General features: G+C 65.2%; 19 protein-coding genes and 1 pseudogene. 17 read left to right on the forward strand and 3 right to left on the reverse strand.

What is annotated here, in order from left to right; all coding sequences use genetic code 11:
• Positions 1-14: 14 nt before the first annotated feature.
• From BMY68_RS06130 to BMY68_RS06170, 9 genes are all read left to right on the forward strand, one after another.
• Positions 15-1,838 carry a DUF2341 domain-containing protein gene (locus BMY68_RS06130; protein WP_085530994.1) on the forward strand — a complete coding sequence of 608 codons (1,824 nt, stop codon included), beginning with the start codon at positions 15-17 and terminating at the stop codon, positions 1,836-1,838.
• 11 nt (positions 1,839-1,849) lie between these two features.
• Positions 1,850-2,275: an ExbD/TolR family protein gene (locus BMY68_RS06135; protein ID WP_007928991.1), complete on the forward strand. Its 426-nt coding sequence runs from the start codon at positions 1,850-1,852 to the stop codon at positions 2,273-2,275.
• Positions 2,276-2,278: 3 nt separating this feature from the next.
• Positions 2,279-3,016 carry an energy transducer TonB family protein gene (locus BMY68_RS06140; protein ID WP_085530992.1) on the forward strand — a complete coding sequence of 246 codons (738 nt, stop codon included), beginning with the start codon at positions 2,279-2,281 and terminating at the stop codon, positions 3,014-3,016.
• A 43-nt stretch (positions 3,017-3,059) separates the two neighbouring features.
• Positions 3,060-4,754, forward strand: a complete 1,695-nt coding sequence (locus tag BMY68_RS06145; RefSeq protein WP_085530990.1) for a putative porin — start codon at positions 3,060-3,062, stop codon at positions 4,752-4,754.
• A 48-nt stretch (positions 4,755-4,802) separates the two neighbouring features.
• Positions 4,803-5,447, forward strand: coding sequence for a DNA repair protein (locus BMY68_RS06150; RefSeq protein WP_085531573.1), 645 nt, complete (start codon positions 4,803-4,805; stop codon positions 5,445-5,447).
• Between the two features lie 20 nt (positions 5,448-5,467).
• Positions 5,468-6,004: a YbjN domain-containing protein gene (locus BMY68_RS06155; protein WP_009043670.1), complete on the forward strand. Its 537-nt coding sequence runs from the start codon at positions 5,468-5,470 to the stop codon at positions 6,002-6,004.
• Positions 6,001-6,954, forward strand: a complete 954-nt coding sequence (locus BMY68_RS06160; protein WP_085530988.1) for a peptidylprolyl isomerase — start codon at positions 6,001-6,003, stop codon at positions 6,952-6,954. The genes BMY68_RS06155 and BMY68_RS06160 overlap by 4 nt, the downstream gene beginning before the upstream one ends.
• Positions 6,955-7,031: 77 nt before the next feature.
• Positions 7,032-8,024, forward strand: a complete 993-nt coding sequence (locus tag BMY68_RS06165) for a LysR family transcriptional regulator (RefSeq protein ID WP_085530986.1) — start codon at positions 7,032-7,034, stop codon at positions 8,022-8,024.
• Positions 8,025-8,207: 183 nt separating this feature from the next.
• Complete coding sequence (locus tag BMY68_RS06170) at positions 8,208-8,726, forward strand: GNAT family N-acetyltransferase (RefSeq protein ID WP_085530984.1); 519 nt, start codon at positions 8,208-8,210, stop codon at positions 8,724-8,726.
• 171 nt (positions 8,727-8,897) lie between these two features.
• On the opposite strand, the gene BMY68_RS06175 is transcribed toward BMY68_RS06170, so the two are convergent.
• On the reverse strand, positions 8,898-9,602 hold the full coding sequence (locus tag BMY68_RS06175) for an aspartate/glutamate racemase family protein (protein ID WP_085530982.1): 705 nt from the start codon (positions 9,600-9,602) through the stop codon (positions 8,898-8,900).
• 79 nt (positions 9,603-9,681) lie between these two features.
• Here BMY68_RS06175 and BMY68_RS06180 point away from each other — a divergent pair, with 79 nt between their 5' ends.
• Together BMY68_RS06180 and BMY68_RS06185 are read left to right on the forward strand one after the other, a co-directional pair.
• A complete protein-coding gene (locus tag BMY68_RS06180; protein ID WP_085530980.1) occupies positions 9,682-10,503 on the forward strand; it encodes a helix-turn-helix domain-containing protein in 822 nt (273 codons plus the stop codon).
• Between the two features lie 69 nt (positions 10,504-10,572).
• Positions 10,573-11,064, forward strand: coding sequence for a hypothetical protein (locus tag BMY68_RS06185; RefSeq protein WP_175510651.1), 492 nt, complete (start codon positions 10,573-10,575; stop codon positions 11,062-11,064).
• 53 nt (positions 11,065-11,117) lie between these two features.
• Here the strand turns inward: BMY68_RS06185 and BMY68_RS06190 are convergent, their stop codons facing one another.
• Positions 11,118-11,345, reverse strand: a complete 228-nt coding sequence (locus tag BMY68_RS06190; RefSeq protein WP_085530978.1) for a CcoQ/FixQ family Cbb3-type cytochrome c oxidase assembly chaperone — start codon at positions 11,343-11,345, stop codon at positions 11,118-11,120.
• Between the two features lie 83 nt (positions 11,346-11,428).
• The gene (gene ccoN / locus BMY68_RS06195) at positions 11,429-12,856 is read right to left on the reverse strand and encodes a cytochrome-c oxidase, cbb3-type subunit I (protein WP_037035619.1); all 1,428 of its coding nucleotides are present in this window, start codon (positions 12,854-12,856) and stop codon (positions 11,429-11,431) included.
• Between the two features lie 490 nt (positions 12,857-13,346).
• Between ccoN and BMY68_RS06205 the strand changes: the two genes are divergently transcribed.
• The 6 genes and pseudogenes from BMY68_RS06205 to tpx all read left to right on the forward strand — a co-directional run bounded on the left by BMY68_RS06205 (position 13,347) and on the right by tpx (position 19,147).
• Positions 13,347-15,020, forward strand: coding sequence for a nitrite/sulfite reductase (locus BMY68_RS06205; protein WP_085530976.1), 1,674 nt, complete (start codon positions 13,347-13,349; stop codon positions 15,018-15,020).
• Positions 15,021-15,095: 75 nt separating this feature from the next.
• The gene (locus BMY68_RS06210) at positions 15,096-15,590 is read left to right on the forward strand and encodes a DUF934 domain-containing protein (RefSeq protein ID WP_007927667.1); all 495 of its coding nucleotides are present in this window, start codon (positions 15,096-15,098) and stop codon (positions 15,588-15,590) included.
• Between the two features lie 236 nt (positions 15,591-15,826).
• Positions 15,827-16,792 (forward strand): hypothetical protein, encoded by a 966-nt coding sequence (locus BMY68_RS06215; RefSeq protein ID WP_085530974.1) that lies wholly within the window; start codon positions 15,827-15,829, stop codon positions 16,790-16,792.
• Between the two features lie 181 nt (positions 16,793-16,973).
• A complete protein-coding gene (locus BMY68_RS06220) occupies positions 16,974-17,645 on the forward strand; it encodes a DUF3313 domain-containing protein (protein WP_009043682.1) in 672 nt (223 codons plus the stop codon).
• Positions 17,646-18,015: 370 nt separating this feature from the next.
• Positions 18,016-18,360, forward strand: a pseudogene (locus tag BMY68_RS06225) (polyketide cyclase).
• A gap of 286 nt (positions 18,361-18,646) precedes the next feature.
• Complete coding sequence (gene tpx / locus BMY68_RS06230; protein WP_009043684.1) at positions 18,647-19,147, forward strand: thiol peroxidase; 501 nt, start codon at positions 18,647-18,649, stop codon at positions 19,145-19,147.
• Positions 19,148-19,233 lie beyond the last annotated feature (86 nt).

Here is a 19,233-nt window from a genome sequence, read left to right on the forward strand (position 1 = left end):
ACGGAGTAACTTTCATGCAGCGCTTACTGATTTCCCTGTTGATCTGCCTGGGCTTCGTGCTCCCGGCGACCGCCCAGGCGTGGTGGCAGGACGACTGGCACTACCGCAAGCAGATCTCGATCGACACCACGCCGCAAGGCGCGGCCATCAACCAGGCCCTGGGCCGCACCGCGCTGCTGGTGCGCCTGCACACCGGCAACTTCAGCTTCGACGGGGTCAAGGAAGACGGCTCCGACCTGCGCTTCGTCAGCGCCGACGACAAGACCGTGTTCAACCACCAGATCGAAAGCTTCGACCCGCTGATGGGTATGGCCCTGGTCTGGGTCGACGTGCCGAACGTGGAGGGCGGCCAGCGCCAGGACATCTGGATGTACTACGGCAACCAGAAGGCCCCGGCGACCGCCAACGGCCAGCTGACCTTCGACCCGAACTACGTCGCCCTCTATCACTTCGACGGCGCCAACGGCACCCCGGCCAAGGACACCACGGCCTACGGCAACCATGCGCAGAACGCCACCGGCGCGAGCATCGACGGGGTCATCGGCCGGGCCTTGCAGTTCAACGGCCAGCCGCTGCTGTTGCCGGCCAGCCCGTCGCTGCAACACAGCGCCGACGGCGCCTTTACCTTCAGTGCCTGGCTGCGCCTGGACCAGGCCAGCGGCGAACAGTTGCTGCTGGCCCGGCGTGAAGGGGCCAGCAGCCTGCTGATCGGGGTCAATCAGGGCGTGCCTTTTGTCGAGGTCGACGGCCAGCGCGCGGTGTCGACCCAGCCGCTCAATCCCGGGCAGTGGCAACACCTGGCCCTGACCGCCCAGGGCAGCCAGCTGGCGCTGTTGGTCAATGGCCGCGAAAGCGCTCGCCTGGCGGTGGCGCTGCCGGCGTTCAATTCGCCGCTGGCCATCGGCGCCGATTTGCCGCCGGCATCAACGCCAGGGGCAACGGCCGAGGCCAGTGCCTTCCTGCCGTTCAATGGCGCCATCGACGAGCTGCGCCTGTCCAAGGTGGCCCGTCCTGCCGGCCTGCTGCTGGCCGATGCCGCGGCCCAGGGCGCCGAGTCGAAGCTGGTGGTGTACGGCGTCGATGAAGAACAGTCGGGCTTCGGTTTCGGCAGCCTGGGTTTCTTGCTCAAGGCCGTGCCGGTGGACGCCTGGGTGATCATCGCGGTGCTGGTGCTGATGATGTTCCAGTCGTGGATCATCATGATCCGCAAGAACCGCATGGTCAGCCGCATCAGCAGTGCCAACCAGATCTTCCGCGAGCAGTTCGCCCGGGTCGGCACCCGCCTGGAAATGTTCGCCGACGACCGCGATCTGGCCCAGCACCTGGAGCATTCCTCGCTGTGGCGCCTGTACCAGGTGGCGGTCCAGGAGATCCGCACCCGCCGCGAGCAGGGCGCCGATACCTCGTCGGTCTCGGCGGCGACCATCGAAGCCATCCGCTGCTCCATGGACGGCGTGCGCACCCGCGAGAACCAGCAGCTCGGCTCCAAACTCTCGACCCTGTCCAACGCCATCGCCGGCGGGCCCTACATCGGCCTGCTGGGCACGGTGCTGGGGATCATGGTGGTGTTCCTCGGCACGGCCATGGCCGGCGACGTGAACATCAACGCCATCGCCCCCGGCATGGCCGCGGCCCTGCTGGCCACCGCCATGGGCCTGTTCGTCGCGATCCCGGCGCTGTTTGGCTACAACCGGCTGATCACCCGCAACAAGGAAGTCAGCGCCGACATGCGGGTGTTCGTCGACGAGTTCATCACCCGCCTGGCCGAGTTGCATGGCGCCAGCCAGTCCAGTGAAGCCGCGCCCGCGCGGGCTCATAACGCCAGCGTGCCGGCCTGAGGAGAAACGTCATGGCTTCTGTGAACGCCTCCCACGACGACGATGACGACGCGCCAGTGGACAGCATCAACATCACGCCCCTGGTGGACGTGCTGATGGTGGTGCTGGTGATGTTCATCCTCACCGCCACCGCCCAGGTCTCCGGGATCCAGATCAACCTGCCCAAGGCCAGCGCTTCGGTGTCGCTGTCCGAGGCCAAGACCAAGGCGATCTCGGTCAACGACGGCGGCCAGGTGTTCCTCGATGCCTACCCGGTGACGCTGCCGGAGCTGGAAGAACGCCTGCGCATGGAAAAGGCCCTGAACCCGGACTTCCCGGTGATCGTGCGCGGCGACGCCACGGTGCAGTACCAGAAGGTCATCGAGGTCCTGGACCTGCTGCGCCGGCTGGAGCTGTCCCAGGTCGGGCTGGTCACCGGCAAACCGAGCCAGGGCTGAGCCATGACCGCACAACCATCGATCACACCACCACCGATCGCACCACCACCGATCCAGCTGCCGCCAGTGAAGAACCGCACGGCGCCGCGCCTGCTCAAGTGGGGCGTGGGCCTGCTGCTGGGGGCTGGCGCCGCCTGGCTGCTCTGGCAGTGGGCCAACGACATGAGCGGGGTGCGCCGCGAGGCGCCCAAGGTGCCAACCATCATCCCGCTGCCGCCACCACCGCCACCGCCGCCGGAAAAACCCAAGGAGCCGGAGCCGCCGGTCGAGGAGAAGGTGCCCGAACCGGAACCGACCCCGGAGCCGGAGCAGGTCAAGCCCGAGGAAGAGGCGCCGCCGTCGCCGGTGGACGATCTGGCCAATCCCATGCAGATGGATGGCGATGCCCAGGCCGGCAGCGACGCCTTCAACATCGGCGCCGGCAAGGGCGGCGGCATGGCCGGCTCCGGCGGTGGGCGCCTGGGCAACGGCACCTACAGCCAGTTCCTGGCCTTCACCTTCCAGCGCGTGCTGCGGGAAAACCCGGACCTGCGCAACCAGGCCTTTTCGCTGCAAACCGACGTCTGGCTGAGCGCCGTCGGCGAGATCACCCGGGTCGAGCTGGTCAAGTCCAGCGGCAACCCGCAAATCGACACCCAGGTGCTGGCCGCCTTGCGCGGCGCGGCGCATCTGACGGAGCGGCCACCGGCCTCCCTGACCCTGCCTGTACGCCTGTCCCTGCAGGGGCGGCGTCCGGGTTAACCGAACGACTGATGCAAGTTTTGCCAAAAGGAGCTGTGTGCAAATGATTTCCAACGTGAATCGATTGTCCCTGGCGATCGGCATGGTCATCGCGACCCTGGTGGGACCGGTAGCGGCCGCGCCCGCCGCGCCCTCGGAAAACGCCACGATCAATCTGATCCGTTTGCTGGTGCAGCAGGGCGTGCTGAAACAGGAACAGGCCGACGGCCTGATCGCCCAGGCCGAGCGCGAAGCGCAGCAGGCGCGCCAGGCCAGCACCGCGGTGGCGGCAGGGCCGGCGGCAACGCCGGGGGATGTGCGGGTGCAATACGTGCCGGCCATCGTCCGCGACCAGATCCGCGACCAGGTCAAGGCCGAGGTCATGGCCACCGCCAAGCAGGAGAACTGGGCCCAGCCCAACACCTTCCCGGACTGGGTGTCGCGCATCAGCTTCGACGGCGACATTCGCCTGCGCGACGAGTCGCGCTACTACTCGGGCAGCAACAGCAACGAAATCGTCGACTTCGCCAAACTCAACGACAAAGGCCCGTACGACGTCAACCCCAATAGCAGTTCCAACCTGCCGCCCTTGCTCAACACCCGCGAGGACCGCGAGAACCTGTTCCGCCTGCGCGCCCGGCTGGGCATGAAGGCCCAGGTCGCCGAGGACTGGACCGCCGGCATCCGCATCGGTACCGGCTCGGACAACAACCCGGTGTCCACCACCCAGACCCTGGGCGGCGGGTTCGGCAAGAAGGACATCTGGCTCGACCAGGGCTACCTGACCTGGAAGGCCACCGACGCGCTGACCCTGACCGGCGGGCGGATCGCCAACCCGTTCTTCTCCACCGACCTGCTGTATTCCAACGACCTGAATTTCGACGGCGTGGCGGCGATCTTCAACCACAAGCTCAATCGCGACTGGGGCCTGTTCGGTACGGTCGGCGCGTTCCCGGTGGAGTACACCAACGACACCTCCACCAGCAACGGCTTCGACAAGGAAGAGAGCGACAACAAATGGCTGTACGGCGCGCAGATCGGCGCCAACTGGGCGATCAACGGCAACCACCGGCTCAAGGGCGCATTGGCCTACTACCGCTTCGACGACATCGAAGGCCAGCGCTCCGGTGCCTGCGAACCCTGGGCCGGGGCGCCGGGCTGCGACAGCGACGGCAGCCGCGTGGCCTTCATGCAGAAGGGCAACAGTGTGTTCCTGTTGCGCGACATCACGCCCAACCCGCTCAACCCGGCCGCCACCGCGCAGCCGCAGTTCGTCGGCCTGGCCTCGGAGTTCAACCTGCTGGACCTGAACCTGGTGTGGGACGCCGACCTGCCGGAGAACTTCAAGCTGCGCAGCCAGGCCAACTACATCCACAACCTGGGTTACGACGAAGGCGAGATGCGCAAGCGCTCCGCAGGCCAGATCGTCAACAACCTGGACAGCAACGGCGAGCTGGAAAGCGGCGCCAACGCCTGGATGGTGCAGTTCACCCTGGGCAACAGCCTGGAGCTGGCCAAGCAGGGCGACTGGAACCTGTTCGCCGGCTACAAGTACATCCAGCCCGATGCGCTGCCTGACGGCTTCAACGATTCCTCGTTCCACCTCGGCGGCACCAACGCCAAGGGTTACTTCCTCGGCGGCAACTACGGCCTGGCCAAGAACGTCTTCGCCACCGGCCGCTGGCTGAGCTCCGAGGCGGTGTACGGCGCGCCGTTCGACATCGATGTCTTGCAGCTTGAAATCAACACGCGCTTCTAGGGCGCAAGGGGCATTGTCATGACCAGTCTTGCTATGAACAGCACGGCGATGAACACGCGAGCCAGGGCAGGGCGCTGCCTGTTGTTGGCCCTGGGCGTGCTGATGGCCTGCGGGGCCAGCGCCGAAGGCATGGAGGAGCGCCTGCGCACCCAGTTGCGCAGCACCACCCAGCAGTTGCAGGCCCTGCAGAGCGAACAGGCCCAGGCCAGCGCGGCCCGGGTCGCCGCCGAGAACCAGGCCAAACAGGCGCAGGCGCAGATCAAGCAACTGACCGCCGACCTGGCCAAGGCCCGCGGCGTCGCCGAGCAACTGGCCGGCCAGCAGCAGAACCTGCACAGCCAGGCTCAGGCGCAGATGGCCGCCAGCAGCGAGCAGATCGGCAAGTTCAAGAAGGCCTATGACGAACTGCTGGTCATGGCCCGGGCCAAAGAGGCCGAGCGGGCCAGGCTTGCGGCGCAATTGAGCGAACGTGACACACAAGTGCAGCAATGTTCGGTCAAGAATCAGCAAATGTATGGCGTGGCCAAAGAGATCCTCGCGGCCTACGAGAAGATCGACGTGGCGCAGGTGATGAAAATCCGCCAGCCCTTCGCCGGCGGCGCCCGGGTCAAGTTCGAGGAACTGGCCCAGGGCTTTGGCGACGAGCTGTACAAAACCCAGTTCGATTCCCCCCGGGCAGCGAGCACCCACTGAATATCAGGGAAGAATCGAGCATGACTGAACAAGCGCAACTGATCGCCAGCGTCACCCCGCAGAGCCTCACCGAGCTGCTGCAAGGCGCCGGCTACCGGGTCAACCAGACCGACCAGAACGGCATCGTGCAACTGCTCAGCGCCAGCCAGGGCATCGGCTACGCCGTGCGCTTCGGCAACGCGGCGGGTGCTGGGCAGGGCAGCTATGTGGACTTCACCTTCAGCTGCGCGCTGCGGGTCCAGGGCGAGTTGCCGGCGGGCCTGGCCGAGCTGTGGAATGCCTCGCGACGCTTTGCCCGGCTGTCGGTGCAGGGCGAGTTCCTGGTGATGGAAATGGACGTGGTGGTGGCCGGGGTTGGCCACGATCATCTGCGCAGCCAGCTGGAACTCTGGGACCGGCTGTTGCAGGAATTCATCGTCTACCTGCGCGACTACAGCCAGCACGCCGCGCGCCTGCAGGCCCAACCTGAAGCCACGCCACAAGCCACGCCAGAAACCATGCCTGAAGCAGCGCCCGAGGCCGTCGCCGAGGCTGTCGTTGAGGTGCCTGGGCAGTGAAGAAGCCAAGCCTGGTGGTCGGTGTCGGCGCCCTGGCCCTGGTGGCGCTGGCGGTGTGGCTGGGCATGCGTCCGGGCAGCGACCCGGTGGCGGCGCAACAGCCCAGGGGGGCGCTAGCCAGCCCGATCGACGACGGCCCGGCGGTGGCGCGCCTGGGCAACCAGCGGGTGGCGCCGGAGGAGCTCAAGGCGCTGTTTGCGGCCTTGCCCGAGGCGTCCCGCGAGCAGCTGCGGGGCAATCGCCCGGCCCTGGAAAACTGGATTCGCACGCGCCTGGCGGAAAAGGCCGTGCTCGAACAGGCCGATGCCCAGGGCTGGCGCCAGCGTCCGGAGGTGGCCTTGCAGACCAAGGTGGCCACCGAACAGATCGTCTTTCGCGACTACTTGCGCTCGGTCAGCCAGGTGCCGGCCGGCTACCCGAGCGAGGCCGAGTTGCAGCAGGCCTACGACGCCGGCAAGGCGCAGTGGCAAACCCCGGCCTTGTACCGGGTCAGCCAGATCTTCCTCGCGGTGAATGAGCCGCAGGCGCTGGAGGCGACACGCAAGCTGGCCCAGGAACTGAGCAAGAAGGCCCAGGCCGCCCCTGGCGAATTCGCCGCCCTGGCCAGCCAGTATTCCCAGGACCCCGACAGCGCCCGGCGCGGCGGCGACTCTGGGTTGCAACCGTTGCAGCAACTGCTGCCCGAGGTCCGCGGTGCCGTGGCGCGCTTGAAGGTTGGTGCGGTGTCCGATGCGGTGCAGAGTGCGGCGGGTTTTCATGTGCTCAAGCTGACCGAGCAGCAACCGGCCCGCACCGCGACCCTGGACGAGTTGCGCGAACGCCTGACCCAGGCCCTGCGGGCGCAGCGCCAGGAACAGATCGCCAAGGCCTACCTGGAAGGCATGCTCGACACCGCGACCCTGAGTATCGACGGCGCGCAGTTGAGCAAGGTGCTGGAGGACAAGCTATAGGGGGCGGTGTGGCCGATACCGCTATCGCCTGAACAACGTGCAATGGATGCCATCACCCACACGACAGGGAGTCACTCATGTCCTTTCTCGAACCCGTCCCGATCTCGGGCATCACCCCCTACATCGCCCAGGCCGAACCCCGGGAAGCCTGGCTGGCCCTGGCCGCCGGGATCGAGCCGGAGCTGGCCCAGTATTTCCTGGTCACCGCCCGTTGCGGCTGCTTCATGCAGGCAGCGCGCAGCCTGAACATCAAGTCGACGCTGCTGCGCAAACAGCTGGCGCATCTGGAGGAACAGTTGCGCCGCCCCTTGTTCAGCTTCCAGGGCAGCGCCCTGAGCCTCAGCCGCGAAGGCCAGCAGCTCAAGGCGCAACTGATCGCCCTGGCCCACGAACGCACGCTGCCGGTGCTCGAACAGCCGCTGCTGCGCCTGGCGGTGGCCGAGTCGATCCTGCACGACATCCTCGGTCGCGACCTGATTGCCCTGTTGCGGCGCAACGCCAGCGTGCGCCTGGAGATCATCTCCATCGACAGCGAGCTGTCGCTTCGGGCCCTGAGCGCGGACGTGGTGGTGTGGCTGGGCGGGGTGGATTCGCCCAAGCCGGGGCCGAGTTTCGTCACCAGCGCGCCGCAGCCGCTGGTGCGCCTGGACTACCTGCCGCATATCGCCAAGCGTTATTCGCGGGTCGCGGCGCGCCCCGACAGCCTGGACGACCTGGCCGACTACATGCTGGTGCAATGGCAGCAGGACCGGCAGGTCGAGCCGCTGCGGCCATGGAACCAGCTGGTGGAGCAGCGCCTGGCGGGGGTGGTGCAGGTACATTCCTACGAGCTGATGCTGGAGATGATTCGTTGCAGCGCCTGCATCGGCCTGCTGCCCCATTATATGAGCCGCTTCGACCGCGGCCTGACGGCACTGCCCGGGCTGTTCGACGAGGCCATGGCGCGCCAGGTGTGGATGGCGGTGAACGCCGAAGTGGAGCACGACGCCGAGGTGCGGATGCTGGTGGAGCTGGTCCTCAATACCTTCCGCGAACGTGGCGAATGGTTTGACTCAGTCAATCCGCTGTAGGAGCAGCCGGTCGACGCTCGATTGCTGGCGATGGCGTCCTGCCTGATACACCGCGGCGCAGGCATCGCCAGCCAGGCTCCTACACCGGGAATGGGCTCGCCTGGCCCCTGTGTCCGACACTCGCCATCCGCGGCGCTGGCGCTCTACACTCGACGGCCGTCTCGCATGAACCAAGGAAGACTTATGCCCGCAGAGATCCCCAGCATCGTCATCGAACGTTTCAGTGAAGCCCATGTGCCGGGCATTACCGCGCTGTACAACGACCCCGCGGTCGCCCGTCAGGTGCTGCAGATGCCGTTTCAACCTTCCGAGGTCTGGCGCAATCGCCTGGCGCCGAGCAACGAACGACTGGTGGCCCTGGTGGCGCTGCACCAGGGCGCGGTGATCGGCAGTTGCAGCATCGAGCAATACTCGCGCATCCGCCGCGCCCACTGCGGCAGCGTCGGCATGGGGGTGGCGGTGGAATGGCAGGGCCAGGGCGTCGGCAGCCGGCTGTTGGCGGCGGTGCTGGACGTGGCGGACAACTGGATGAACCTGCAACGGGTGGAACTGACGGTGTTCGCCGACAACGAAGCCGCCCTGGGCCTGTACCGCAAGTTCGGCTTCGAAAGCGAAGGCCGGCTGCGCGACTACGCGGTGCGCGACGGCCAGTACGTCGACGTCTTGAGCATGGCGCGCCTGCGCCGCGCCCTCGCTACCTGAACGTTTACCTAACCTCCACCGACCCCTGTAGCCGCTGCCGAGCGCCAGCGAGGCTGCGATAGGTCCGCAGGACCTCAGCGATCTCGAGAGCGCCGCGCCCGTTCCGGGCGATCGCAGCCTCGCCAGGGCTCGGCAGCGGCTACAGGCTTGCGGATGGCCGATGATCTGCGGTCAGCCATGCCGCGCTCCATCCAAGGCAAACGCCACCGCCGCCCGCGCATGCAGCTCGGTGGTGTCCAGCAGCGGCAGGGGGCTGTGTTCGGGCTTGAGCAGCAGGCCGATCTCGGTGCAGCCGAGGATGATGGCCTGGGCGCCGCGCTCCATCAGGGCCTGGATCACCTGCTGGTAGCGCTGGCGCGAGGCCTCGCTGATGACACCCACGCACAGCTCGTCGTAGATGATCCGGTGCACGGCCTGACGGTCCACGGCGTCCGGCACCAGCACCTTGAGGCCGCGATCGAGCAGGCGCTGCTTGAGGAAATCCTGTTCCATGGTGAAGGCCGTGCCCAGCAGGCCCACGCTGAGGGTGCCGGCCTCGAGGGCGGCTTCGGCGGTCGGGTCGGCGATGTGCAGGAAGGGCACCGAGAGCACGGCCTGAATCTCGTCGGCGACCTTGTGCATGGTGTTGGTACAGAGCACCACGCATTCGGCGCCGCCGGCCTCCAGGCGGCGCGCCGCGTCCACCAGGATCCCGGCCGCGAGGTCCCAGCGCCCGGCGTGCTGGGCCTGTTCGACAGGCCCGAAGTCGACGCTGTACATTAGCAACCGCGCCGAGCGCAGCGGCCCGAGACGGTCCCGTACCTGCTGGTTGATAAGGCGGTAATACTCGGCGCTGGACTCCCAGCTCATGCCGCCGATAAGGCCGATGGTGCGCATACACAGCTCCTGTTGCTGACCAACCTGAATGTCGAGAGTGTCCCGTGACGCAGCCCCGCGATCTATCAAGAAATTTCACATGCCCGGCGCGCTGAGCAGCAAGGTTCTGAGCAGCAGGGGCCTGGGTCACGAGCCGCTGCGCCGCGAACTGCTGGGCGGCACGCTCGACCTGCAATTGCTGCCGCGCGCGGCCTACAGTGCGCGCGATCCGCTGCAGTGGCAAAGCCTCGGCCTGAGCCTGGAGCGCCAGCAGGGCGTGCATGCCATCGGCAGCGACCGGCGCGAGGATTTCGACAGCTGGCCGGGGACCCTGGCCTTGACCCCGGCCGGGGTCGAGGTGTTTTCCGAGTCGCCCCAGGGCGGTGAATACCTGCTGCTGCGCTGGCTGGCCGACCCCCAGGCCCTGGGCATCGCCCGCGGTTCGCGACGCCTGCAACGGCCCGGACACGCCCGGGCCCTGGCGCTGGGACGCCAGGCGCGGCGGCTGTTGCTGGAACCCGCCGGCGATCCGTTGGCCCTGGAACAATGCGCCCTGCAGTTCGCCGGCCTCGCCGCCTTCGACCCAGCACCGGCCAAGGCCGCCAGGCGCACCGAGTTCAGCCGGGTGCTGACGCTGATCGAGCAGCAGTACGCCGAGCCGCTGTCGCTCACTGAACTGGCGGCCTGCACCGGGCGCAACGAACTGCGCTTTTTACGCGACTTCACCCGCGCCATTGGCATGACGCCCCATGCCTGGCTGGTCGAAGTCCGGGTGCAGGCGGCGCGTCGGCTGATCGAACGCAGCGACCTGCCGCTCGCCGCCATCGCCCTGGAAACCGGCTTCGCCCACCAGTCCCATATGGGCAGCGCCTTTCGCAAGGCCCTCGGCCTGACCCCGAGCCAGTACCGCGCAGGTTTTTAGTCGTACGCCGACACCCCCCATCTGCCATGCTCAAGGTCCGCAACCGCGGTTTCTCGAAGAGGCATGAACATGGACGACGTACGGCAACTGGGCGAGATGCTTCGGCGCTATGCAGAAAGCGAAGCCCACAAGAAACAGCTGTTCGAAAGCCAGAAGGTGGTCTGGGCGAGCCGTATCACTGAGCTGTTCGAGCATATCCAGCAGTGGCTGGCGCCGGTGCTGATGCCGGACCTGCTGGCCTTGAGCCGGGAACCCTACCTGGCCTTCAGCCCTAGCGTCCCGGTGAAAACCTCGACCTTCAAGACCGAGAAGCTGACCCTCGTCATCGTCGGCAAACCGGTGGAGTTCGTGCCCGATGTGATGGGCGCCGCCGGGCAGATTTCCCTGGCGGTCATGGGCCTGACCGCCGCGCGGTATGGCAGCGTGTCCCTGGTGGGCTTGGCCGACGGCAGCTGGCAATGGCGCCAGGCCAACGGCCTGAAGGAGTCCGACGTCTTTACCTTCGACGGCGACTTCCTGGCGTCGCAGCTGCAGGCGCTGATTCCCCGGGAACGTGGGTAAGGCAGTAGCTGTCTGGTGGCCTGGGCGTCTACCAGACCCATCAAGGGCATTCTTCAGATCTCTACATTGCCCCAGCCGGGCCTGGCGGTTTGCGGTTCCGGCGCCACGGCGTCGATTTTCTTGCCGGTGGCCAGTTCCACCCGGCGCGCCACGTCCGGGTCGTCGGCGAAGGGGATCAGGCTGGCGTCGTCGAGGCTCTTGGCCGATTGATGGCGCAGGCAGTAGCCGATGCTCAGGTAGAGGAAGGTCACGCCGAGCAGGTCAAGGGCGAATTCGATCATCGGGGGCTCGCTGTGCTGCAGGAGGGATGAGCGACGCGGGCCGGGTGTGGCCCGCGTCGTGGTCGTGGTCGTGGCTTGGGCGATCAGGCGATCTGGGCGTCGCTGAGGGCCAGGCGCGGGTCGGCCACGCGCACGGTGCGCCAGGTGTTGTAGGCCATCAGCAGCATGCCGCTGAGGAAGAACACGCCCCCGGCGAAGCGCACGATAAAGCCCGGGTGGCTGGCCTGCAGGGCCTCGACGAAGGAGTAGGTGAGGGTGCCGTCGTCGTTGACCGCGCGCCACATCAGGCCCTGGGTGATGCCGTTGACCCACATCGAGGCGATGTAGAGCACGGTGCCGATGGTCGCCAGCCAGAAGTGCAGGTTGATCAGTGGGATGCTGTGCATTTGCTCACGGCCGAAGACCTTGGGCACCATGTGGTAGATGGCGCCGAAGGTGATCATCGCCACCCAGCCCAGGGCGCCGGCGTGGACGTGGCCGATGGTCCAGTCGGTGTAGTGCGACAGGGCGTTGACCGTCTTGATCGCCATCATCGGCCCCTCGAAGGTCGACATGCCGTAGAAGGCCAGGGACAGCACCAGGAACCGCAGGATCGGGTCGGTGCGCAACTTATGCCAGGCGCCCGAGAGGGTCATCATGCCGTTGATCATGCCGCCCCAGCTCGGTGCCAGGAGGATCAGCGACATGGCCATGCCCAGCGATTGCGCCCAGTCGGGCAGGGCGGTGTAGTGCAGGTGATGCGGGCCGGCCCAGATGTACAGGGTGATCAGCGCCCAGAAGTGCACGATGGACAGGCGATAGGAATACACCGGGCGCCCGACCTGCTTGGGCACGAAGTAATACATCATCCCGAGGAAACCGGTGGTCAGGAAGAAGCCCACGGCGTTATGGCCGTACCACCACTGGACCATGGCGTCGGTGGCGCCGGAATACACCGGGTAGGACTTGAACCAGTCCACCGGGATCGACAGGTGATTGACCACGTGGAGCATGGCGATCACCAGGATAAAGGCGCCGAAGAACCAGTTGCCGACGTAGATGTGTTTGGTCTTGCGCTGCACCACGGTGGTGAAGAACACGATGCCGTAGACCACCCAGACTACGGCCATCCACACCGCGCCGGAGAATTCGATTTCCGCGTATTCCTTGGTGGTGGTGTAGCCCAGCGGCAGGGTGACCAGCATGATCAGGATCACCGACTGCCAGCCCCAGAAGGTGAAGGCGGCGAGCTTGTCGGAATACAGCCGCACCTGGCAGGTGCGCTGGACCGCGTAGTAACTGGCGGCGAACTGGGCGCTGCCGGCGAAGCCGAAGATCACCAGGCTGGTGTGCAGCGGGCGCAGGCGGCCGAAGCTGGTCCAGGGCAGGTCGAGGTTCATTTGCGGCCAGACCAGCTGGGAGGCGATCCATACCCCCATGGCCATGCCGATCACGCCCCAGACCACGGTGGCGATGACGAATTGACGTACCACCTTGTAGTTGTAGGCCGGTTCCATTGTTGCTGTGCTCATGGTCAATGCTTCCACGGTTGCAAAGGCTTGCCAGGCCACCCGGCCTGGCATGCCATGCACTGTAGAAAGCACGGACGAAACAAAACAGGCTCAGAAAAACTGCATTAATACGGATCAGATTGACCGCCTGCCAGCACAGGTCCGCGAGCTGCTGATACGGTTTTTTAGTGTTTACCTGAATCTGTAACGTCCTGAGCCGCAAGGGCATAGTCACCGCCACACCAAAACCCCCGGTTCACCCCTGGAATGCATAACCCCATGGCCACCGTGGCCCTGTAGCCGCTGCCGAGCGCAGCGAGGCTGCGATCGGCTGCAAAGCAGCCGCAAAGCAGCCGCAAAGCGGCACACGCGGTCTATCAGCCTTGTCGCATGCTCCGGCTTGCGAGCGCTGTGCGCTCGATCGCAGCCTCGCTGCGCTCGGCAGCGGCTACGGAGCTACAGGGCGCATCTTCAGGGGCGGGATCGGGGTCAGCACTGATGAGGCCGTGACATGTATCACTATGACGAGTACGACCGGGCCCTGGTCTTTGAACGGGTGGCGCAGTTTCGCGATCAGGTCGAACGCTTCATGGCCGGCGAGCTGAGCGAAGAGGAGTTCCTGCCGCTGCGCCTGCAGAACGGCCTGTACATGCAGAAACACGCCTACATGCTGCGGGTGGCCATTCCCTACGGCACCCTCAGTGCGCGGCAGATGCGCACCCTGGCCAGCATCGCCCGCGACTACGACCGCGGCTACGGCCACTTCACCACCCGGCAGAACATGCAGTTCAACTGGATCGAGCTGGCCCAGGTGCCGGACATCCTCGAACGCCTGGCCAATGTCGAGATGCATGCGATCCAGACCTCCGGCAACTGCGTGCGCAACATCACCACCGAAGCCTTCGCCGGGGTGGCCGCCGACGAGCTGATGGACCCGCGCCCCCTGGCGGAAATCCTGCGCCAGTGGTCGACCATCAACCCGGAATTCCTGTTCCTGCCGCGCAAGTTCAAGATCGCCATCTGCTCGGCCCGCCAGGACCGGGCGGCGATCATGATGCATGACATCGGCCTGTACCTGTACCGCGACTGGCGCGGGCAGATGCTGCTGCGGGTGATGGTCGGCGGCGGCCTGGGGCGCACGCCGATCCTCAGCCAGCAGATCCGCGACGGCCTGCCGTGGCAGCACCTGCTGTCCTATGTCGAGGCGGTGCTGCGGGTCTACAACCGCCACGGCCGGCGCGACAACAAGTACAAGGCGCGGATCAAGATCCTGGTCAAGGCCCTGGGTATCGAGGCCTTCGCCAAAGAGGTGGAAGAGGAGTGGCAGCACCTCAAGGATGGCCCGGCGCAACTGACCGAGGCCGAATACCAGCGGGTCGCCAGTGCCTTTGTGCCGCCGCTCTACGAACGCCAGCCGGCCACCGATCTCGACTACGGCAGCCGCCTGGCCGAGGAGCCGGCCTTCGAACGCTGGGTGGCGCACAACGTCCAGCCGCACAAGGTGCCGGGCTATGCCAGCGTGGTGCTGTCGACCAAGCCCGGCAGCGCCTCGCCGCCCGGAGACGTGACAGCGGCGCAGATGGAGGCGGTGGCCGACTGGTCCGAGGCCTTCGGTTTCGGTGAAATCCGCATCGCCCACGAACAGAACATTGTCCTGCCGGACGTGCCCAAGGCCGCGCTGCATGAACTGTGGCGGCTGGCCGGCGAACAGGGCCTGGGTTGCGCCAACGTCGGCCTGCTGACCGACATCATCGCCTGTCCCGGCGGCGACTTCTGCGCCCTCGCCAACGCCAAGTCGATCCCCATCGCCCAGGCAATCCAGGCGCGTTTCGACAACCTCGATTACCTGCACGACCTGGGCGACATCAGCCTGAACATCTCCGGCTGCATGAACGCCTGCGGCCATCACCACATCGGCAATATCGGCATCCTCGGCGTCGATAAGAACGGCAGCGAGTGGTACCAGATCACCCTCGGTGGCGCCCAGGGCAAGCACAGCGCGCTGGGCAAGGTCATCGGCCCGTCGTTCAGCGCCGAGCAAGTGCCCGGGGTGATCGAACGCATCATCGCCACCTTCGTGCGTTACCGGGAGAGCGAAGAACTGTTCGTCGACACCGTGCAGCGCATCGGCCTGGAGCCATTCAAGGAGCGGGTCTACCCGAAAGTGCTGGAGGCGCTGCCATGAGCCCGCAGCGCGACCGCGCAATAGAAAGCACAGCCGTGAGCGAGGAATTACAGCCGTGAGCCAGGAGTTACAGCCATGAATAATCTGCTGCGTCTGCAAGATGGCCAGGCCGGGCGGGTCGAGGACGATCCCTGGAGCCTGGTGCGCGAGGTGGACGGCCCGCTGCCCCAGGGCCCGTTGATTCTGCCGCTGGCCCGCTGGCTGATCCGACGCATCGAGCACGAGCCGGCGCGGGACGGGGTCTGGCTCGGCCCGGACGACGAGGTGGAAAGCCTGCGGCCCTGGCTCAAGCTGATCCCGCTGATCGCCCTGGACTTCCCCAGCTTCCGTGACGGCCGGGCCTACAGCCAGGCCTACCTGCTGCGCACCCGGCTGGGCTGGATGGGCGAACTGCGGGCGGTGGGCGATGTGCTGCGCGACCAGCTCAGCCATATGCGCCAATGCGGTTTTGACAGCTTTGCCATCCGCGAAGACAAATGCGCCGACGACGCCCTCAAGGGGCTGGCGGGCATGAGCGTGCTCTACGGGCGCTCGGCGATCGAGCCGCGGCCGCTGTTCCGGCGCCGCTGAGATCCGCTGCCGCTGAAGAGCAGCGCCTGCCCGGGCCGGCGCTTCGATCGATGCTCACAGTCGCCCGGGAACAGGGCCGGCAACGGCCATTGTCTGGCCGCCAGGGGCATTTGTCCTTGGGTCGATGATGGCGCTTTGGTAGAGTCGCACCTCTTATGACGGAGCCAGGGATCGGCGACCGGCGATCAGTCGCCGGCGTGCCTGGCATGGGCCATCCATGGAAGAGAGTCGCGGCTGTGAGCGTTGCTAAAAAGATACTCGGGTTGTTTTCGTTGTTGCTGCTCCTGACCCTGTGGGTCGGCTATTTCTATGTGTACCAGGATGCCCGCAGCGGGCGCCTTGGCGACCCTCTCGACAGCTACGGCTGGTGCGGCCCCGCCGCGGATTCGCCGCACTCCTTCAAGCGCGACTACCTGCTGCTCAGGGTGACCAACAGCACTCAGGGCGAGTTCAAGGTCTCAGGGGAGGTCAACGTTTCCGAGCGCACCTACAACCGCTACGAGCTGGGCCGCTACCCGCTGAAACTGCGCCTGGAACCCTTGCAGTTCACCTACAGCATGCCGCCGTTGTTCTTCGAAGAGGTCAAGGTCAAGCCCTTGAACCGCAACTTCAGTTCGCCGCACAAGAATGCCTACGCCGACCTGGAGAGCCGCTCGATCCGGGTCAACGGCGAGTCCAGCCGGTTTCCCTTCGAGGTTTACCGTTACGGCTACAAGCCGGTGCTGTACATCCTCAAGGGCAACGAGCAGGTCGACCTGCCGTTCAAGCGCATCACCACGCAGCTGAACCTGTCCAATACCTTTACCCCGACCCGCCTGTACAACCCGGCGGACTACATCGCCGAGCAGAACAGCCTGGTCCAGCCCGGCGACTATCCCGCCTACGGCGCCAGCGAGTGCGCCTTCAGCATCGAGCGCAAAGGCTCGTTCAAGATCATCGTGCTGCTGTTGTTGCTGGTGCTGTGCCTGCCGCTGCTGATGGTGCTGTATCGCGACGAGCCGACCATCGACTTTCTTGCCACCTTGCTGGGCGTGGCGGCGGTGCGGGTGTTCCTGGTCGGGCCGCTGCAGGACTACCAGTTGTACAGCATCGACTTCGTATTTGGCGCCGTGATCATCCTGGCCGGGACCTTTTCCCTGCTCAAGGCCATGCGCATCAACGCCTTGCGCGAGGCGGCGGCAAGGCGCGGAACGACTTGGTAACGGACGGGCTGGGGCGAGGTGCGGCCTTGACGCCGCCCCCCGCATCTGTTCGATTCGCCAAGAATTCTCTGGCCTGCTTTGGCGATTGATCCGCTTTTGTTGTGCTGATATGCCCGCTATTGGCTATACCTACACTTCCTCAAACCAGTAGCGCTTCCGGATTTCTGACAGGAGTTACCCCATGAAGCTCGCATCAATGATGAGCACGCTGTGCCTGGCCTCCCTAGGGTTGGTGGGCTGTTCCAGCAACGTCACCCAACCCGACGAGTACTCCGGTTTTCTCGGCGACTACAGCCAGCTCAAGGAAGCCAAGTCGCCGTCTGGCGTCGAGGTGATGCGCTGGGTCGATCCCAAGCTGGACCTGAAGCAGTACCGCAGCGTCTATATCGAGCCCACCCAGTTCTACCCCAAGCCGCAGCCGACGGTGAAGATCCCGCAGAACACCTTGTACGGTATCAACCGCTATTACGACGAAGCGCTCAAACGCGAGATCGGCCAGGACTTGCCCCTGGCCACCGCGCCGGGGCCGGGGGTGATTGTGGTGCGCGCGGCGATCACGGCCGTGAGCAGCAAGACCGAAGGCCTGAAGCCCTACGAAATCATTCCCATCGCCCTGGTGGCGGCGGCGGTGAGCACGGCCAGCGGCATCCGCGACCAGGAGACCACCCTGGGTACCGAGGCGCAGTTCATCGACGGCGGCAACAACAAGGTGATCGCCCAGGTGGTGCGCAAGGGCAGCGGCAAGCCGCTGCAGAACGACACCCAGGTCATGCAGCCTTCGGACGTGAAAAACGTCATCGACGGCTGGGCCTCCGACCTGCATCAGTCCTTCCAGAAACTGAAAAAACAGTAGGGCCGGGGTTTCTCCCCGAGCTTTTCTGCCCACTGCGTCGGGGTCAGGGCGAATACCTGACCCCTTCACTGAGCCGTTCCGGCAGTCAATCAAGAACACAGGTTTCGCTGGCGAGGCGAGGGCGCAAGGCCTGCTGTCCGTGACAGGTTTTCACGTCCGCGGCAGGGCAGCGTGCTCCAGGGTCGAGTGGCAGCGGAGCTTCAGGCGGCGCCTTCCGGTTCATGTGGAATATGATTATTTCCATGCTTTCTTAGTGGTTAAGTTAATGTGAATTATTAAATAAAATAAATTCAATAAAAACATATATATACAGAATATTTATGATGTATTGAGTGAGGTTTTGTTGAGGCTTTCATGAGGTTTCTCCAGCATGCCTGTGCTCGAACGCATGACTTTCATTGCCGGTCGCAGCCCGGCTCAGGTGCTGGATTTCTGTCTTGAAGGCGCCAACTTCCCGAAGATCTTTCCCGAGCGCACCAGCCCCTTGCGGGGCGTGGATATCAATGACCTGCGGATCAGCGCCGGGTGCCAGTTCGGCTTTCGCCACTGGCTGTGGGGTGTCATACCGGCGACATGGACGGTGGTTATACGTAAATACCGACCGGGTGACCTATCGGGCGCTGGGCGGCGTACCTGTGGAATGGCTGCTGGTCAATGCCGGCATGGGGCGCATTTCGGGTTCCGGCATCGCACTCTGTTGCGCTTGCTAGGTTGAAGCAGGCCTTTGTAGCCGCTGCCGCAGGCTGCGATCGACCGCAACGCGGGCGTGGGATATCGATATCGCCGAAGGCCTGCGGCCTTATCGCAGCCTGCGGCAGCGGCTACAGTGTTTTCGCGTTCCGCCGGTATTTCGATGGCCTCCAGCGTTGCGCTCCGCTCTCGGGGCTTGTTCTACAATTTGTATCCCGGGCATAGGTGGCCGGGCCATTTCATGTTTAACTTCCGGCCTCTCGATTTTCTTTACAGCTGTTCAATGACCATCGTTTAAAAGGACTCCGTTCATGGCTCAAGTCACCCTTAAAGGCAACCCGGTTCAAGTCAACGGCCAACTGCCACAAACCGGCGCCAAGGCGCCAGCGTTCTCCCTGGTGGGCGCCGGCCTGGCCGACATCACCCTGAGCAGCTTTGCCGGCAAGCGCAAAGTGCTGAACATCTTCCCGAGCGTCGACACCCCGACCTGCGCCACCTCCGTGCGCAAGTTCAACGCCCAGGCCAGCGGCCTGAACAACACCGTGGTGCTGTGCATCTCGGCTGACCTGCCGTTCGCCCAGGCCCGTTTCTGCGGCGCCGAAGGCCTGGACAACGTGCAGAACCTGTCGACCCTGCGTGGCCGCGAGTTCATCGAGAACTACGGCGTGGCCATTGCCGACGGCCCACTGGCCGGCCTGACCGCCCGCGCGGTGGTGGTGCTGGACGAGAACGACACCGTGCTGCACAGCGAGCTGGTCAAGGAAATCGCTGAAGAACCGAACTACGACGCGGCCTTGGCCGTTCTGAAGTAACAGGTTTTACAATTATTCACGGCCTGGCCCTGTCCAGGCCGTTTTTATTTGTGCTTCAGTGGCTTAGCAGACACTTGCAAACGTAA

Origin of the sequence: Pseudomonas sp. NFACC41-3 (assembly GCF_900109505.1) — a bacterium.
GTDB classification, from domain to species: Bacteria; Pseudomonadota; Gammaproteobacteria; order Pseudomonadales; family Pseudomonadaceae; genus Aquipseudomonas; species Aquipseudomonas chlororaphis.

Coding starts and splice junctions, on each gene's coding strand:
- BMY68_RS06140 (WP_085530992.1), top strand. CDS start 2,279: ATGACCGCACAACCATCGATCACACCACCACCGATCGCACCACCACCG.
- BMY68_RS06155 (WP_009043670.1), top strand. CDS start 5,468: ATGACTGAACAAGCGCAACTGATCGCCAGCGTCACCCCGCAGAGCCTC.
- BMY68_RS06165 (WP_085530986.1), top strand. CDS start 7,032: ATGTCCTTTCTCGAACCCGTCCCGATCTCGGGCATCACCCCCTACATC.
- BMY68_RS06190 (WP_085530978.1), bottom strand. CDS start 11,345: ATGATCGAATTCGCCCTTGACCTGCTCGGCGTGACCTTCCTCTACCTG.
- BMY68_RS06145 (WP_085530990.1), top strand. CDS start 3,060: ATGATTTCCAACGTGAATCGATTGTCCCTGGCGATCGGCATGGTCATC.
- BMY68_RS06175 (WP_085530982.1), bottom strand. CDS start 9,602: ATGCGCACCATCGGCCTTATCGGCGGCATGAGCTGGGAGTCCAGCGCC.
- BMY68_RS06130 (WP_085530994.1), top strand. CDS start 15: ATGCAGCGCTTACTGATTTCCCTGTTGATCTGCCTGGGCTTCGTGCTC.
- BMY68_RS06185 (WP_175510651.1), top strand. CDS start 10,573: ATGGACGACGTACGGCAACTGGGCGAGATGCTTCGGCGCTATGCAGAA.
- BMY68_RS06205 (WP_085530976.1), top strand. CDS start 13,347: ATGTATCACTATGACGAGTACGACCGGGCCCTGGTCTTTGAACGGGTG.
- tpx (WP_009043684.1), top strand. CDS start 18,647: ATGGCTCAAGTCACCCTTAAAGGCAACCCGGTTCAAGTCAACGGCCAA.
- BMY68_RS06180 (WP_085530980.1), top strand. CDS start 9,682: ATGCCCGGCGCGCTGAGCAGCAAGGTTCTGAGCAGCAGGGGCCTGGGT.
- ccoN (WP_037035619.1), bottom strand. CDS start 12,856: ATGAGCACAGCAACAATGGAACCGGCCTACAACTACAAGGTGGTACGT.
- BMY68_RS06135 (WP_007928991.1), top strand. CDS start 1,850: ATGGCTTCTGTGAACGCCTCCCACGACGACGATGACGACGCGCCAGTG.
- BMY68_RS06210 (WP_007927667.1), top strand. CDS start 15,096: ATGAATAATCTGCTGCGTCTGCAAGATGGCCAGGCCGGGCGGGTCGAG.
- BMY68_RS06150 (WP_085531573.1), top strand. CDS start 4,803: ATGAACACGCGAGCCAGGGCAGGGCGCTGCCTGTTGTTGGCCCTGGGC.
- BMY68_RS06170 (WP_085530984.1), top strand. CDS start 8,208: ATGCCCGCAGAGATCCCCAGCATCGTCATCGAACGTTTCAGTGAAGCC.
- BMY68_RS06220 (WP_009043682.1), top strand. CDS start 16,974: ATGAAGCTCGCATCAATGATGAGCACGCTGTGCCTGGCCTCCCTAGGG.